Raw genomic sequence first — 15,016 nt, forward strand, 5'->3', positions numbered from 1 at the left:
AATCAAAGAACCTGAATATTGAGCAGGATAGACACCTAATCCTTCGCTATGAAGGTAAGGCTGCAATTTCCGATCAGAACAGCAAATCTAAAATTTCTACAGGAAGTGGTGTACTTCCATTAAAGTTGTTAAAGTACATGATTAAAAGAAGAATCGTTAAATAAATCTTAAAAATAACGAAATTTAGTTCACAATTCTTTTGCAGTAACATGTTTACTGTTATAATATTTGCAAAAATGACTGAGAAGGGAATTAGGGAAATGGGAACTTTATGGCATGGAGGGAATATCTATACCTTAAAAAAAGAAGGGGAAATAGTAGAGGCTATTTTCACAGATGAAGGTAGAATTGTCGATACTGGTACATATGAAGAATTGAATTCAAGATATAAATCGTCTATTACTGATATCCAAAATTTGCAAGGGAAAACAATGTTGCCAGGGTTTGTAGATAGTCACATGCATTTAATTGGTCATGGAGAGCGGTTAATAAGATTAGATTTAAGCCACTTTACTTCTAAGCGTGAGGTTCTGCTAGCAGTCAAGGAATACGCCGAGCGATTAGAAAAGGATGAATGGGTAATCGGAGAAGGATGGAATGAAAATCTTTGGGAAGATCCTGTTCCAATAACAGCACAAGATATAGATGCGGTTGTAAAGAATCATCCTGTTCTTTTAAAGCGCGTATGTAGACATGCGCTTGTTGCAAATTCCATCGCACTTGCTTTAGCCAATATAACTAAAGAAACGATTTGTCCACCTGGTGGAGTGATTGAGAAGAATCATGATGGCGAATTGAATGGCATTTTGAAGGATCAGGCACAGGAAATATTAACTACTGTTGTTCCTTCTGTTCAAAAAAGCTTTTTGAGAAGAGCGATGAAAGCAGCAATTCTTGACGCTTATTCATTGGGACTAACAGGTGGTCATACTGAAGATTTAAATTATTATAACGGTTTTCATGAGACGATCGATATATTCAAAGAAACCATTGAAGAGGAGAAACTTCGATTTAGAGCACATTTATTGGTTCACCATGAGGTGATGGATGATTTCTTAAAAACCAATGGAACATTTTTAGCAGGGAGTGAATGGATTGAATACGGAGCAATGAAAATATTTGCTGACGGAGCATTGGGTGGACGAACGGCTTTATTAAGCCATCCTTATGCTGATGATCCAACAACAAACGGTGTCGCCATTTTTACACAAGATCAGTTGGATGAATTAGTAAGGAAGGCTAGGGAATCAGCTTTTCCAGTTGCTGTTCATACGATCGGTGACTTGGCGTTTGAAATGGTGTTAAATGCAGTAGAGAAGTATCCTCTAATTGGAGAAGGAAGAGATCGATTCATTCATGGACAGATCTTGAGAAAGGAATTAATTGAGCGTGTAAAGAAATTGCCTGCAATCATTGATATACAGCCTAGATTTGTCGCTTCTGATTTTCCGTGGGTAATAGATCGTATTGGAGAAGAGCACATGACCTATTGTTATGCGTGGAAAACTTTGTTAGATGAAGGCATTGTATGTTCTGGAGGCTCAGATGCACCAATTGAACCGTTAAATCCAATGCTTGGTATTCACGCAGCCGTAACAAGAAAGACTGAGCCAAAATTTGATGGTACTGTATATCAGTCAAATGAGAAGTTAACTGTGTATGAGGCGGTTTCTCTTTTTACTAAAGGAAGTGCATTTGCAGCGAATCATGAAGAAGACCGTGGTCAAATCGCGCCTGGATACTTGGCAGATTTCACAGTGTTTGAGGATGATATTTTTGAACTGAATGTGGACGATATTGCTGCCCTTAAAGTTGCAAAGACAATCATTGATGAAAAGGTAGTCTTTTCTCGATAGGTATTTTTAAAAAAACACTCATTGTGTAGTTTGTATGAATTGAGGGCTAGAAAATGGAAAATAAAGATGTGAAATTGGGAGCAATATATGCAGGTTTTTCCTATGTATTATGGGGATTGTTGCCGATTTACTGGAAACTGCTTTCTGATGTTGGATCTGATGAAGTATTAGCGAATCGAATTGCTTGGAGTTTGGTCTTTATGTTGGTTATTCTTGTTCTCACCGGAAAATGGGAAATGCTGATTCAGACCATAAAAGGAATTAAATCGAATACAAGACAAACATCAGCATTGGTTCTTGCGGCGCTTCTTATCAGCTGCAATTGGTATTTTTATATATGGGCAGTTAATTCTGGTCGCATGATAGAGACGAGTTTGGGGTATTATATCAACCCTTTAGTTAGTGTTTTACTAGGTGTGATTGTATTTAAGGAGAAGCTTTCAAAGGCACAAATTCTCTCGTTTGGTTTAGCCTTAGTTGGTGTATTAATTTTAACAATTTCGTATGGTCAGTTTCCATGGGTATCTTTCGTCTTAGCCTTTTCCTTTGGTTTTTATGGATTAGTGAAGAAGATGCTTCATGTGGATGCAACTGTTGGGTTGACATTAGAGACATTGGTTGTAACCCCGTTTGCATTTGGGTATATTGTTTTTTTAGTTGCTCAAGGCAAGCACTCTATGTTTACACAATCGATAACAACAGATTTATTGCTAGTCGGTGCAGGAGCAGCTACAGCAATTCCATTGCTATATTTTGCAAAAGGAGCGCAAAAGATTCCATTATCAATGTTAGGATTTCTTCAATATATCGCACCTACACTTACTTTGATTTTAGGAATATTTGTTTATAATGAAACTTTTTCTACAATACATTTATTGTCATTTCTGTTTATATGGACTGCGTTAACAATCTATTCGATTTCAAAAACGAAATTATATAATCAGTGGGAAAAGAAAAGAACAAAGCAAATGGAGTTGTAATAAAAGAAAACAGTATGTAGATAAAAGCTCACAAGCGTCGTTGTTTGTCTAAATTCTCAATGGACTGTCATTTTTGACAGTCCATTTGTAAAGTGATAATAAAGATATTTGATCTCACTACTATAACCAAGAGCCTTATTATATTTTCAATACGTAATAAGGCTCTTTAAAATTTCTTAATAGTACATTGAACGAACTATTTCAGTTATAAAAATGAATAAAAAAATAGGATGGTCCTTAATATAGGAATCCATTTGAAGAGACCATTCTTTATTGTCATTCCTTTGCTGATCCAATGTCTGCAGCATTATCTAGTCCAGGCTTGTTTTCTTATTTCACTCTATAGTGGGTTGTACCCTATTATATAATTAATCCAATTTAGATAATTGGTTACTTATAAACTTTGCCCTCTGTTCAATATATTGGAGGATAAAATCCGGTTCTTTATCAAATATGTGGATTTGTTCCTTTACATAGGGATCTTTTAGCACATAGGGTCTTATGAGATCAAAATTTTCCTGGATTTTAGGCTTCAAATATTCTATGGTAAACTGGTTACTTAAGATATCTTCTAATCGTTTTTTGTATTGGCTTCGAAATGTTTTTACATCAAGAATCCGTGCCGTTAATGTGTTATAGCCCTCAATTCTCACATAAGATTCTTCCATGGCTTCTCCATTTATATCCCTTCCCCACGTAGCGTCATAATCCCAGGGAATGACTTCAAAAAGTCCCGTTTCACCATTCCGATATAACGCATAATTATGAACGAATCCATCGTAATTCTGCGTGAAAATAATCCCTGCGAGCCAGCAAAGATACTTTTCAACGTTTATATATTTTACAATCTCCTTTTCAAAGTCTACTCTTGGGATCGTATTGATTTTTATGATTAAATCATGTAAAGCTTTCTCATCCTGAGCTGTCCCACATTTTCTCTCATATCCAAACTCTAGTGATTTCTTTATATCATGATCAATTTCACTCATTAACGAGAAATTTGCGTCACCATCCACAGCATAAAATATAGCTCCTTTTGGCAGTTTTTGATTCTCTAAAAAATACTCATCAACGGATTCTAATTCTAGATAAAGGCCCTCATTTTTCCCATTTATCATTAGGAAAACAAACCGTGATTGTGGGGATAAACATCCAATTTCCTTGAAAAAGTCTAATGATAATTTATTTCTTATGAATGATGGATCCTTAAACTCTGCGTTTAAATGCCATTCCTTTGCGCTTCGAAAAGTATTTGATTTGTGAAAAGCTATATGATACGACTTTTTGCTAAAATCCCGAATATGAGAGCCACGGTAAGCAAGATTGATGTCATACTTTTTTCTGTTTACGGTTAACTTTGCAGTAATTGGATCATCACACCAAATATCCCTGCGTAGCTCAGTTAAATCCAAAGGATGAATAAAAAACTTATATTCAGGTAGTTTCATAGCATGATCCACAGATATCCTTCCCCTTTCTTTATCCTATACTCATATGCAAAAAAGGGTTGTCTGGTTTTTGTTGGTTCGTGGTAATTGTCTAAACCAATTACGTACAAGCTTCATAATATATACAAGGAAGAGGAACATATTTAATTTATATGTTTCGTTTCAATAACTATGAAATGGAGGGTATGAGTATGTCGAATTTTCACAATCATGAAATAAGAAGAGCTGTAGAAAGTGCTAATTCAATGGGTTTAAATGACTTCATGTTCCAGAGTCCATCAAGTTGCCACTCTAGAAGTCACCGCCGCACAAGCCGCCGTCGCACAAGCCATCGTCGTACAAGCCGTTGCCATCGTCGCACAAGCCATCGTCGTACAAGCCGTTGTCATCGTCGCACAAGCCATCGTCGTACAAGCCGTTGCCATCGTCGTACAAGCCGTTGTCATCGTCGACGTTGTGGATTCTGGGATGATTTAATGTTTGGAAATCGTAAAAGATGTGGCTTTAGAAGATTTTAAACTCTAACACTTGAAGACATGGAATGAATCCCATTTCATGTCTTTATTTAACTAGATCTTTTTATGTTGTCCAAAATGAAGTCGAATTTCATTTAGTATAAATTGTTATGGCAGAAAAAAAGTTATGCAACTAATAATTTTAAAGGAGCATAAATCGCACCTAATTTTGTCACTCGAAAAGATTCTTAACAGGATATAGAAGGCTTTTACTCGTATAGTTAGATAGGGAATTCAGTTTGAAACTAATGGTTTTTAAATTACATCTTAAAAATTCAGAACATTTACGAAAGCACTTCTTCATACATCTAAAATTTATTCTTATCGAATGGCGAATACAAAATGATTCTACATATACCCTTACTTGAAATTCTATATCGCCAATAATAAAAGGTTGATTATAAAAAATAACAGTAGCGACTTTCCATTAGCTGTGTTGTAGTAATTCATTTATAAGAAATACATATCGTCCAATTGTCCCCTATCGTTAATAGGGGTCTTCACTTGACTGCAAGCCTAGTCTGACAGGCGTTTTCAAGACAGTCTGAGTGGTTTAATAATTCCCCTTAAAAAACATGTAGACAAAGTCGGAAATCGACTTTGTCTATAACTCAAAGGACATATGTCCTCTTCAGTATATTTTCATTAATACCCCTAGAATCCTTCTTTTTTCCACTAATCTTCCCTCTTAGCTGCATAAGGAATTATAAATTATATTTTTAAGAACACTCCTTACACCATTGCAGTTTAAAGGAAGGTTCTTCTTACTTTTTCCCAAAAAGAATTGTCTTTTAGCTTAACGGTTTTAATACGTTTGTCGCTAAGTTTAATGTCAACGGTTTTAACGTTTTGTATGCTAAGCGCCTCATTATCCATTGCCATTGTTGGGTGATCATTTCCATCTTGAAGGACATTCAATGTTAATGTTCTGTCTCCGCTTAAGAGAAAAGAAGATCCTAGTGTACGATATCTATTGTTATTTAAAGAAGCAAGCTCAGTTACTTGCAAGCAAGGCAATAAAGGATCAACAACAGCTCCTGAACCAGACTTATTATAGGCTGTACTTCCAGTTGGAGTAGATACGATCATTCCGTCGCCTCTAAACGTTTCAAAATGCAAGTCATCAATTAAGACGTCCATTGCAAAGGTTTTAATAATGGCAGAACGAATGCTAAATTCATTCAAGCAATAGAAGGAAGTTCCATTATCAACTGTTACTTCAGCAACAGGGTAGCGTCGTACCTCAATATTATCTGTGCGTGAGGCTTGTACCATTTTTTCGATATCATTAATATGAAAATCGCAGTAAAAGCTAAGAGAACCAGAAAGAGCAATTCCGGCATAAAGGCAATCTGTTCTAAAACCAGTTTGACGTACAGCTTGAAGAAATGTTCCATCTCCCCCGATCGATACAATGACATTGGCATCTTTAGCACTTTGTACAATGGTGAGATTATTTTTCTCTGCTAATTCGTATAATGGCTGCACCATTTTTAATGTTGCTTCATCTTGTTTATGATAATAGTAAAGATTTCTTCTAACCATCTTTATCCCTCCAATGATCAATAGTATTCACATTAGTTTCTAAAATCTACATATTTTGCTATAATGGGCATTGAGTTCAAACTAGGCAGTTACTTATAGATTAAGCTAGAATCACCTACATTGTACCTGTTTTTTGAATTGTTTTAAAGTTCTCGTCCAATCAGCTTGTGACGAATTTAAGGAGGATTTACATGACAGGAAAGCGTTGGGCAGCTTTAGGTATAGCTGCATTTTTGTTTGCCGCTTCAACAGCGATGAGTTTTCTTTCTATTTTTGCATTTAATGACGTGGAATCTATATTCTCAGACACTTTAGGTACATCTGCACCTTTTACAGAAGAGGTTATTGAAGAAGGAAGTGCTTTTAATAAAGTAGCTGTATTAGAAATAAATGGTGCAATTCAGGATTCTGGACAGGCCGGATTCCTCTCAGGTGGAGGATATAATCATCAATCTTTTATGAAAAATTTAGATTTTGTAAAAGATGATCCAAATGTTAAAGCTGTCATTATCCGAGTGAATACACCGGGCGGTGGAGTCGTAGAAAGTGCCGAGATTCATGATAAAATTGTACAGATTCAAGATGAAGCAGAAAAGCCAGTTTACATATCAATGGGATCAATGGCTGCATCTGGCGGCTATTATATTGCGGCTCCAGCAACAAAGATTTATGCGAACCCTGATACATTGACAGGCTCATTAGGGGTAATTATGCAAGGAATCAATATTAGTGGCTTACTTGAGAAGTATGGTGTAGAATTCGTGACAATCAAAAGTGGAGAATACAAAGATATCATGAGTCAATCACGTGATATGACAGCAGAAGAAAGAGCGATCTTACAAGAAATGATTGATTCCTCTTATGAAGGCTTTGTACAAGTCATTGCTAATGGGAGAGAGATGTCTGAAACAAGAGTGAGAGAGCTTGCAGACGGTCGGATTTATGATGGACGTCAAGCATTAGACTTAGGGTTAATTGACGGGTTAGGTCATTTAGAACAGGTTATTTCTCTTGTAAAAGAGGAACAAGGAATTGAATCCGCTCAAGTAGTAAAATATGCTGAAAGTTACGGATTCCCGTCATTATTAGGCATGAGTGCAAAAAAATACTTCACATCTGATTTAGAGATGGCTGGGCTTGTTCAGTTACTTGGGCAAAATTATTCCCCAAGACTTATGTATTTATATACAGAATAGGGGGAGATTGAATGACAACTAATGATTATGAGCAAGTTGGAATCTCCCATGAGGACGGCCAAATGCAATCGAATGCGCGTCAAGAGCGCTTATTAGTAGAACCTCGATATGCGGGCTTTTGGATGAGATTTTGGGCATTTATCTTAGATTTGATTGTGATCAATAGCATTAGTGGTTTGATTGTCTATCCAATCTTTCGAGCACTAGGTATATCTGTAATCGAAACAAACGTCTTCTCACCTATTGCAATTATTACGGCCATCGTGTTCTATAGTTATTTTGTCTTCATGACAAAGTTATTAGGTCAAACTCTTGGAAAGATGTTATTTGGGTTAAAAGTCATCTCATTTAACGAAGAAAAGTTAACATGGGGCACGGTCATTTTCCGGGAATGGATTGGTCGTTTTATTTCAGGAACAATCATCATTCTCTATATTATTGTAGCTTTTCTCCCAATGAAACAAGGACTTCATGACTTGTTTGCTGATACAACTGTCGTACATGAAAATTAATGTAGTCGAATAAACCTACTAGCATATGCTAGTAGGTTTATTTTTGTATGAAATAGAACATACTTCGAATAAAAACGTGTGAAGGTGCATCAATATGAAGTGGCTTTTCATCGTAATACTGCTCCTCGTATTACTTCTTTTGTTTTTAGTCATCCTTACGATTTCAAAGTTAACGGTTGTTTTTAAATTACATCATTTCAAAGACCATAATGATGCCCATTTAGAGTTTCGCCTATGGAGAGGCATGATTAAATATAAGCTTGATATTCCCTTGATCAAGTTAGATGAAGAATCTCCGAGTATTGTTATGGAGGAAAAGTCTACACTTGATAACGAAGCGAAGACGAATAAGATTACTCCGCAAGATATGTTAAAGAGTATTGAAAGTACAGAAAAGCTTGTTACACATGTTGTTTCTTTATATAAGATTGTGCGTGATTTTTTAAGAAAAGTGAAGGTTACACAATTGCAATGGGATTCGATGATTGGGGTGGGAGATGCGTCATTAACTGGGGCGTTAACGGGTGCTCTTTGGTCAATTAAAGGCTCTTTTATTGGTGTAATGAGTCATTTTTCACAGCTTAAAGTTAAGCCGAATATTACCATTACTCCTCACTTTCAAGCGGTTGTATCACAGACTTCAATTTCATGTATGTTTGAATTTAGAATCGGGCATGCTATGTTGGCAGCGTTAAAACTGATGAAAAATTTTAAAGGAAGTTTTTCTGAATTTAAATCAGAAATCGTTCAAAATTCAGTAGATACTAACTCAAAAAATATATGATTACAGGAGGCTTCTTCATATGTCTGAACACCCAATTCAAGGATTAATGACCACAGCAATGGAAAATTTAAAAGAAATGATTGATGTGAATACAATCATTGGTGACCCTGTAGAAACACCTGATGGTAGCGTAATTTTAACAGTTTCTAAAGTAGGCTTCGGTTTTGCTGCTGGAGGAAGCGATTTTAATATAAGTGGCTCTGATTCTGGTAGTGGTGAGCAAGGTCAACAAAAAATCCACCCTTTCGGTGGAGGTAGCGGTGGGGGTGTTTCAATCACACCGATTGCATTTTTAATTGTGAATTCACAAGGGGTTAAAATGGTTCATTTAGATGAAAGTACTCATCTTTATGAGAGACTCCTTGATTTAGCTCCACAGGCTGTCGAAAAAATTCAACAAATGTTAAATAAAAAGGATTCCTCAGAGAAAAATAATTTGCCGAAAGAAGATTTAGGGATTTAAAAATAAGGCTAACTTTCTAATTAGAGAGTTAGCCTTTATTCTTGCAAATAATATTCTGAAAAGATATGATTTACACTGTATAGATAATAGAAAAGGAGGAAGGTTTACATGGCATCTATTACTTTTAAAGGAAATGCTGTTACTTTATTAGGAGAAGAAGTAAAGGTTGGAGAAAAAGCTCCTAATTTTTCTGTTCTAGCAAACGATTTATCTGAGGTGACTCTAGATCAGTCTAAAGGACAAGTTCGATTAATTAGTGTTGTGCCTTCTATTGATACTGGTGTTTGTGACGCTCAAACGAGACGCTTTAATGAAGAGGCATCAAAGCTAGATAACGTGAAAGTATTAACCGTTAGTGTTGACCTTCCGTTTGCTCAAAAACGTTGGTGTGCTGCTGCAGGTATTGATAATGTACAGACAGTTTCTGATCACCGTGCGTTATCATTTGGAAAAGCATATGGTGTAGCAATTGAAGAATTAAGATTATTAGCTCGTGCAGTCTTTGTTGTGGATGCAAATGATGTTGTTACTTATGCAGAATATGTGAGTGAAGCAACGGATCATCCAAATTACGATGCAGCTGTTGAGGCAGCTAGATCAGCAAATTAATAGTGTACAAAACGTAAAGAATAAGCCCATTCACCTATCAAGGTGATGGGCTTATTCATGTTTATGACATCATATTTGTATACGTTTTGTTTCTTTGAAAGGATTCATCAATAAATTGAATCCATGTTCTCGCTGCGAAGGATTTATAACTTCCTTTACGGTAAATAATGGCTAGGTTCCATTCGATTACTGGATTAGTAATATCTACTGCAATACAGTGCATTGGGTTTACTCTTTCGCATAACGTTTCTGGTACTATACAAATTCCGTTACCTGTTGAAACCATTTCAAGCATAAAGTCCCATTGGCTACTTTCGTGGCAAATTTTCGGCTCAAAACCCACCTGTATACATGCGTCCCGTACTTTATTGTGCAAAGTAAACCCTTCCCTAAACATAATAAATGAGTCATGCTGTAAAGCATTTAAGGATACGCTCTTTTCTTGTGCAAGCGGATGTTTGATAGGTAAAAGCAGCTTCAATTTCTTTTCAATAATAGGGATCGTTTCAAATTGATCTTCGTTCAATGGTAGGATACATACGCCTAAATCAATCTCTCCATCTAGAAGCTTTTGTTGAATGATTTGAGACCCTTCTTCAATAATTGTAATCTGTATGTCTTTGTATTGCTGCTTAAATGAAGCTAGTATCCCTGGGAAAAAGCTAGAACCGATGACAGGTGGTAAACCAAATCGGATTTCACCTGAAGGAGTTGTTTTTAGTTCTGAAGCAATTTTTTTAAAGTCGTCCATTTGTCTAATTAGCTTCTTTGCATATGGAATTAATGTCTTACTTTCCTCAGTCATCTTAAGGTGTCTTGTAGAACGATCAAAAAGCTTATATTCTAATTCTGCTTCGAGTGATTGAATAATTTTGCTGAGTGCTGGCTGTGACATGAATAGATTTTCACTGGCTCTAGAAAAATTTAATACTTCACATACTTCGAGAAAACATTTGATTTGTTTTAAATCCATTTAGCCCTCCGTATAGCTCTTTGTTATAAAATTACCATCTCTTATTCATTATTGGAATAATAGTTATAATTTTTATCTATTTTACTAATATTCTGATTTTTAGTAAAGTGAAAAAAGATAGCGCTTTCATAAAAGTGTGGAAGGGGACTAAGGATGAAAATTTCAAACTCAATGAACGATTTAATCACCAATATTAAGGATGGAGATACACTGATTGTCGGTGGATTTGGTTTATGTGGTATTCCTGAAAAATCGATTTTAGCTCTTGTCGAAAGTGGAGTAAAAGATTTAACGGTAGTAAGCAATAACTGTGGTGTTGATGACTGGGGCTTGGGTCTCCTGTTAGCAAACAAGCAAATTAAAAAGATTGTTGCTTCCTATGTAGGAGAGAATAAGTTATTTGAGAAACAGTATTTAAATGGGGAAATTGAAGTCGAGCTCGTTCCACAGGGTACACTGGCTGAGCGTATTCGTGCAGGCGGAGCTGGAATTCCAGGTTTTTATACACCAACTGGAGTAGGAACAAAGGTAGCTGAAGGAAAAGAGTTAAAAGAGTTTGATGGAAAGATGTATGTATTAGAAAAAGCGATAACAGGAGATGTAGCTCTTGTAAAAGCATGGAAAGCTGACATGTATGGCAATCTTATTTACAAATATACAGCTCGTAACTTTAACCCTCTAGCTGCTGCAGCTGGAAGAGTGACGATTGCAGAAGTTGAAGAGATTGTAGATGTTGGTGAACTAGATCCAAATTTCATTCATACACCAGGTGTGTATGTTCAGCATGTTTTTAAAGGTTCTGACTATGAAAAGAGGATAGAACGTAAAACAAATCGTAAAAAAGCAATGATAGAAGGGGGGCAATAACAATGAGGACATCTAGAGAAATTATTATTGAAAGAGCAGTTAAAGAAGTTGAAGACGGGATGTATGTAAATTTGGGAATTGGTATGCCTACACTTGTAGCAAATGAAATTGAAGAGGGAAAACAAGTGTTTCTACAATCGGAAAATGGGCTACTAGGGATTGGTCCTTATCCATATGAAAGGGAAGAAGATCCTGATTTAATCAATGCTGGAAAAGAAACGGTAACGGCAATAAAGGGTGCGACCTTCTTTGATAATGCGGAGTCATTTGCGATGATTCGAGGTGGACATATCGATCTTGCAATTTTAGGAGGAATGGAAGTATCCGAGGGCGGTGACTTAGCGAACTGGATGATTCCAGGGAAAATGGTAAAAGGAATGGGAGGAGCAATGGATCTCGTTCAAGGGGCAAAGAAAGTTGTAGTGATTATGGAGCATGTTAATAAATACGGTGAAACGAAAGTGAAAAAAGAGTGTAGCTTACCACTAACTGGGGAGAAAGTGGTTCACCGTCTTATTACAGATCGAGCAGTATTCGATTTTACTGACGAAGGGATGAAATTAATTGAAACATTAGAGGGGTATTCAGTAGAAGACATAAAAGAATGTACAGACGCAGCATTTATCGTTTCTAACAATTTATAAGAGGAAGTGGGAGAGCAGCTTTGTCTTGTCACATAGGGGGAACATAGTATGTTTGGTGCAATAACACGTTTTTTTGATCGAATGGTACAGCGTTACTTACCGGATGCATTTTTATTTGCAGTCATTTTGACTCTTATCGTTTTTGTTTTAGGGTTGTTTTCAACAGGTAGCTCACCTAGAGATATGGTTGGTTACTGGGGAGAGGGTTTTTGGAACTTACTAGATTTTACAATGCAAATGTCATTGATTGTTGTGACAGGATATATTTTGGCAAGTTCAAAGCCTGTAACAGCAATACTTAGTAGATTAGCGGTTTTAGCTCATACACCAGGACAAGCGATCGTGCTCGTCACATTCGTCGCTTCAATTGCATGCTTGATTAACTATGGATTCGGTTTGGTAGTCGGCGCATTATTTGCAAGACATGTGGTTAAACAAGTTCCAACTGTCGATTACCGTTTGCTTGTTGCTTCTGCCTATAGTGGGTTTTTAGTTTGGCATGGTGGACTTTCAGGGTCTATTCCTTTAACGATTGCCACACAGAACCATTTTCTTTCAGACAGTATGGGTGTCGTGCCGATTACAGCAACATTATTCTCACCATACAATATCTTTATTGTTATCACATTGATTGCGACATTGCCGATAATCAACTATTTATCTTTAAGAGCAATCAAGGATAAGACGTTGATTGATCCAGCTGTTTTAGAGATGAATGCTCGGAATGAAAAAGCTGCTACAAATGAAATAAAAACTCCAGCAGATCGTTTGGAAAATAGCTCAATTTTATCCTACTTAATTGGTGGACTAGGACTTGTATTTATTTTCCTACATTTTGTTGAAAATGGGTTTGACCTTAATATTAACGTAGTTAATTTTATCTTTCTATTTTTAGGGATATTGTGTCATAAAACACCAAGGAGATTTTTGCAGTCAATTAATGAAGCTGTTAAAAATGCAGGACCGATTATTATTCAATTCCCATTCTATGCAGGAATCATGGGAATGATGGTTGAGTCTGGATTATCAGATCAAATTGCTGAATGGTTTGTCAATATATCAACAGAAACCACATTACCGTTTTTAACATTTATTAGTGCTGGTCTTATTAACTTCTTTGTCCCATCAGGTGGGGGGCAATGGGCTGTACAAGGACAAATTATGATACCAGCTGCACTAGACCTTGGTGTCGATACTGCTAAGGTTGCAATGGCAGTTGCTTGGGGAGATGCATGGACAAATATGATTCAACCGTTTTGGGCATTGCCAATCCTTGCAATTGCTGGCTTAAAAGTAAAAGACATCATGGGATTCTGTCTTATTTTATTGTTTTGGTCGGCCATTCCAATCTCTATCGGACTAATCTTTTTATAATTACGAAGAACTAGCTCTTCACATTGAGCTAGTTTTTTCATTCTAAAGGAAAAAATTCTACGAGATCATTGATTAGAACTTCTCTAGAAAACGTAAAATGAGAGTTATGGAATGATATTTCATTCTTATTTATGTTAAAATGAAGCATTGCAAAAAGGGAGAAGGAAAGTGGAGGAAATCGTTGTGAAGATTACGCCAGTAGAAGAGTTGTTTACAGTATTTAATGAGACCGCAACTTTGATTCAAGAAGAGTTATCTTGTAACTATTTAGAAGCATTAGCTGAAACAGGAGATAATCTCTTTCATGAAAGTGTGTTACAAGAAGAACTAAGTGAAGTAACGGCAAAGCGGTTAAAAAAAGTATATGAAGAAGTTCGGCTAGATGCATTTGGGAAGGAAGAAATTCGTAAAGCCTTTCAATTAGCCATATTAAAAGGAATGCGAGAAAATGTACAGCCAAATCATCAAATGACACCAGATGCCGTTGGGTTACTTCTTGGTTATTTAGTAGAGAAATTTGTGACAGAGAAACAAATAACGATTTTTGATCCAGTTGTTGGAACGGGAAATTTATTAACAACAGTGATGAATCAATTAAAAGGTCGTCATCTTTCTGGGGTTGGCGTAGAAATCGATGATGTACTCATCCGACTTGCGTATATGAATGCGAATTTGCAACAGCATTCGATTGAATTTTTTAATCAAGACGGTTTAGAACCACTATTTATTGAAAAGACAGACACTATTATTGCAGATTTACCAATCGGATATTATCCAAATGACGTTCGGGCAGAGAGTTATTTTCTAAAAGCAGATGAGGGACATGCATATGCTCATCATTTGTTTATTGAGCAAAGTGTAAATCATGTGAAGGATGGAGGGTATTTATTCTTCCTTGTGCCTAATGGATTGTTCGAAAGCCCTCAAGCGAGTAGATTGCATGATTACATTAAGCAGCATGCATTTATTCAGGGATTGTTCCGATTGCCTCTGTCTTTATTTAAAAATGAGCAGTCAGCAAAAAGTATCTTAATTCTACAAAAAAAATCACAAGACGCAACAGCTCCAAAAGAAGCTTTACTTGTGAATCTTCCTAGCTTATCAAATGCGAAGGAAGTTGATAAAATACTTCGAAATGTTAGTGAATGGATAAAAGAAAATAAAACAAATTAAAAAATAAAGGTAAACTCTAACAAAAATGGGTTTGCCTTTATTCATTATATTGTGTCAATTAATTGACAGAATAAATA

15 protein-coding genes and 1 pseudogene are annotated in these 15,016 nt (G+C 36.2%); 12 read left to right on the plus strand and 4 right to left on the minus strand.

Annotated elements, in window-relative coordinates:
* Positions 1-260: 260 nt before the first annotated feature.
* Together AC6F34_RS14360 and rarD are read left to right on the plus strand one after the other, a co-directional pair.
* Entirely contained in the window at positions 261-1,856 is a 1,596-nt protein-coding gene (locus AC6F34_RS14360; RefSeq protein ID WP_500773310.1) for an amidohydrolase, read from the plus strand.
* Positions 1,857-1,909: 53 nt separating this feature from the next.
* Positions 1,910-2,836: an EamA family transporter RarD gene (gene rarD, locus AC6F34_RS14365; protein ID WP_500773312.1), complete on the plus strand. Its 927-nt coding sequence runs from the start codon at positions 1,910-1,912 to the stop codon at positions 2,834-2,836.
* 368 nt (positions 2,837-3,204) lie between these two features.
* Here the strand turns inward: rarD and AC6F34_RS14370 are convergent, their stop codons facing one another.
* Positions 3,205-4,296, minus strand: a complete 1,092-nt coding sequence (locus tag AC6F34_RS14370) for a CotH kinase family protein (protein WP_500773314.1) — start codon at positions 4,294-4,296, stop codon at positions 3,205-3,207.
* Between the two features lie 179 nt (positions 4,297-4,475).
* Between AC6F34_RS14370 and AC6F34_RS14375 the strand changes: the two are divergent.
* Positions 4,476-4,547, plus strand: a pseudogene (locus tag AC6F34_RS14375) (hypothetical protein); the annotation flags it as partial.
* A 15-nt stretch (positions 4,548-4,562) separates the two neighbouring features.
* Here AC6F34_RS14375 and AC6F34_RS14380 read toward each other — a convergent pair.
* Both AC6F34_RS14380 and AC6F34_RS14385 read right to left on the minus strand, forming a co-directional pair.
* On the minus strand, positions 4,563-4,709 hold the full coding sequence (locus tag AC6F34_RS14380; protein WP_500773566.1) for a hypothetical protein: 147 nt from the start codon (positions 4,707-4,709) through the stop codon (positions 4,563-4,565).
* Between the two features lie 837 nt (positions 4,710-5,546).
* Positions 5,547-6,344: an NAD kinase gene (locus tag AC6F34_RS14385; RefSeq protein ID WP_500773316.1), complete on the minus strand. Its 798-nt coding sequence runs from the start codon at positions 6,342-6,344 to the stop codon at positions 5,547-5,549.
* A 191-nt stretch (positions 6,345-6,535) separates the two neighbouring features.
* On the opposite strand from AC6F34_RS14385, the gene sppA reads away from it, so the two are divergent.
* From sppA to tpx, 5 genes are all read left to right on the plus strand, one after another.
* A complete protein-coding gene (gene sppA, locus AC6F34_RS14390; RefSeq protein ID WP_500773318.1) occupies positions 6,536-7,540 on the plus strand; it encodes a signal peptide peptidase SppA in 1,005 nt (334 codons plus the stop codon).
* 62 nt (positions 7,541-7,602) lie between these two features.
* Positions 7,603-8,052 carry an RDD family protein gene (locus AC6F34_RS14395; protein ID WP_500773554.1) on the plus strand — a complete coding sequence of 150 codons (450 nt, stop codon included), beginning with the start codon at positions 7,603-7,605 and terminating at the stop codon, positions 8,050-8,052.
* A 94-nt stretch (positions 8,053-8,146) separates the two neighbouring features.
* Positions 8,147-8,836 carry a DUF2953 domain-containing protein gene (locus AC6F34_RS14400; protein ID WP_500773320.1) on the plus strand — a complete coding sequence of 230 codons (690 nt, stop codon included), beginning with the start codon at positions 8,147-8,149 and terminating at the stop codon, positions 8,834-8,836.
* Positions 8,837-8,855: 19 nt separating this feature from the next.
* The gene (gene ytfJ, locus AC6F34_RS14405) at positions 8,856-9,299 is read left to right on the plus strand and encodes a GerW family sporulation protein (RefSeq protein WP_500773322.1); all 444 of its coding nucleotides are present in this window, start codon (positions 8,856-8,858) and stop codon (positions 9,297-9,299) included.
* 108 nt (positions 9,300-9,407) lie between these two features.
* Complete coding sequence (gene tpx, locus AC6F34_RS14410; RefSeq protein WP_500773324.1) at positions 9,408-9,908, plus strand: thiol peroxidase; 501 nt, start codon at positions 9,408-9,410, stop codon at positions 9,906-9,908.
* A gap of 61 nt (positions 9,909-9,969) precedes the next feature.
* Here the strand turns inward: tpx and AC6F34_RS14415 are convergent, their stop codons facing one another.
* Positions 9,970-10,881: a LysR family transcriptional regulator gene (locus tag AC6F34_RS14415; RefSeq protein ID WP_500773325.1), complete on the minus strand. Its 912-nt coding sequence runs from the start codon at positions 10,879-10,881 to the stop codon at positions 9,970-9,972.
* 153 nt (positions 10,882-11,034) lie between these two features.
* Between AC6F34_RS14415 and AC6F34_RS14420 the strand changes: the two genes are divergently transcribed.
* The 4 genes from AC6F34_RS14420 to AC6F34_RS14435 all read left to right on the plus strand — a co-directional run bounded on the left by AC6F34_RS14420 (position 11,035) and on the right by AC6F34_RS14435 (position 14,939).
* A complete protein-coding gene (locus AC6F34_RS14420) occupies positions 11,035-11,748 on the plus strand; it encodes a CoA transferase subunit A (protein WP_500773327.1) in 714 nt (237 codons plus the stop codon).
* 2 nt (positions 11,749-11,750) lie between these two features.
* Complete coding sequence (locus tag AC6F34_RS14425) at positions 11,751-12,392, plus strand: CoA transferase subunit B (RefSeq protein WP_500773329.1); 642 nt, start codon at positions 11,751-11,753, stop codon at positions 12,390-12,392.
* A gap of 48 nt (positions 12,393-12,440) precedes the next feature.
* Entirely contained in the window at positions 12,441-13,766 is a 1,326-nt protein-coding gene (locus tag AC6F34_RS14430) for a short-chain fatty acid transporter (RefSeq protein WP_500773331.1), read from the plus strand.
* 183 nt (positions 13,767-13,949) lie between these two features.
* On the plus strand, positions 13,950-14,939 hold the full coding sequence (locus AC6F34_RS14435; protein ID WP_500773556.1) for a class I SAM-dependent methyltransferase: 990 nt from the start codon (positions 13,950-13,952) through the stop codon (positions 14,937-14,939).
* Positions 14,940-15,016: the final 77 nt, after the last annotated feature.

It is taken from the genome of Niallia sp. CD-39 (genome assembly GCF_059874745.1).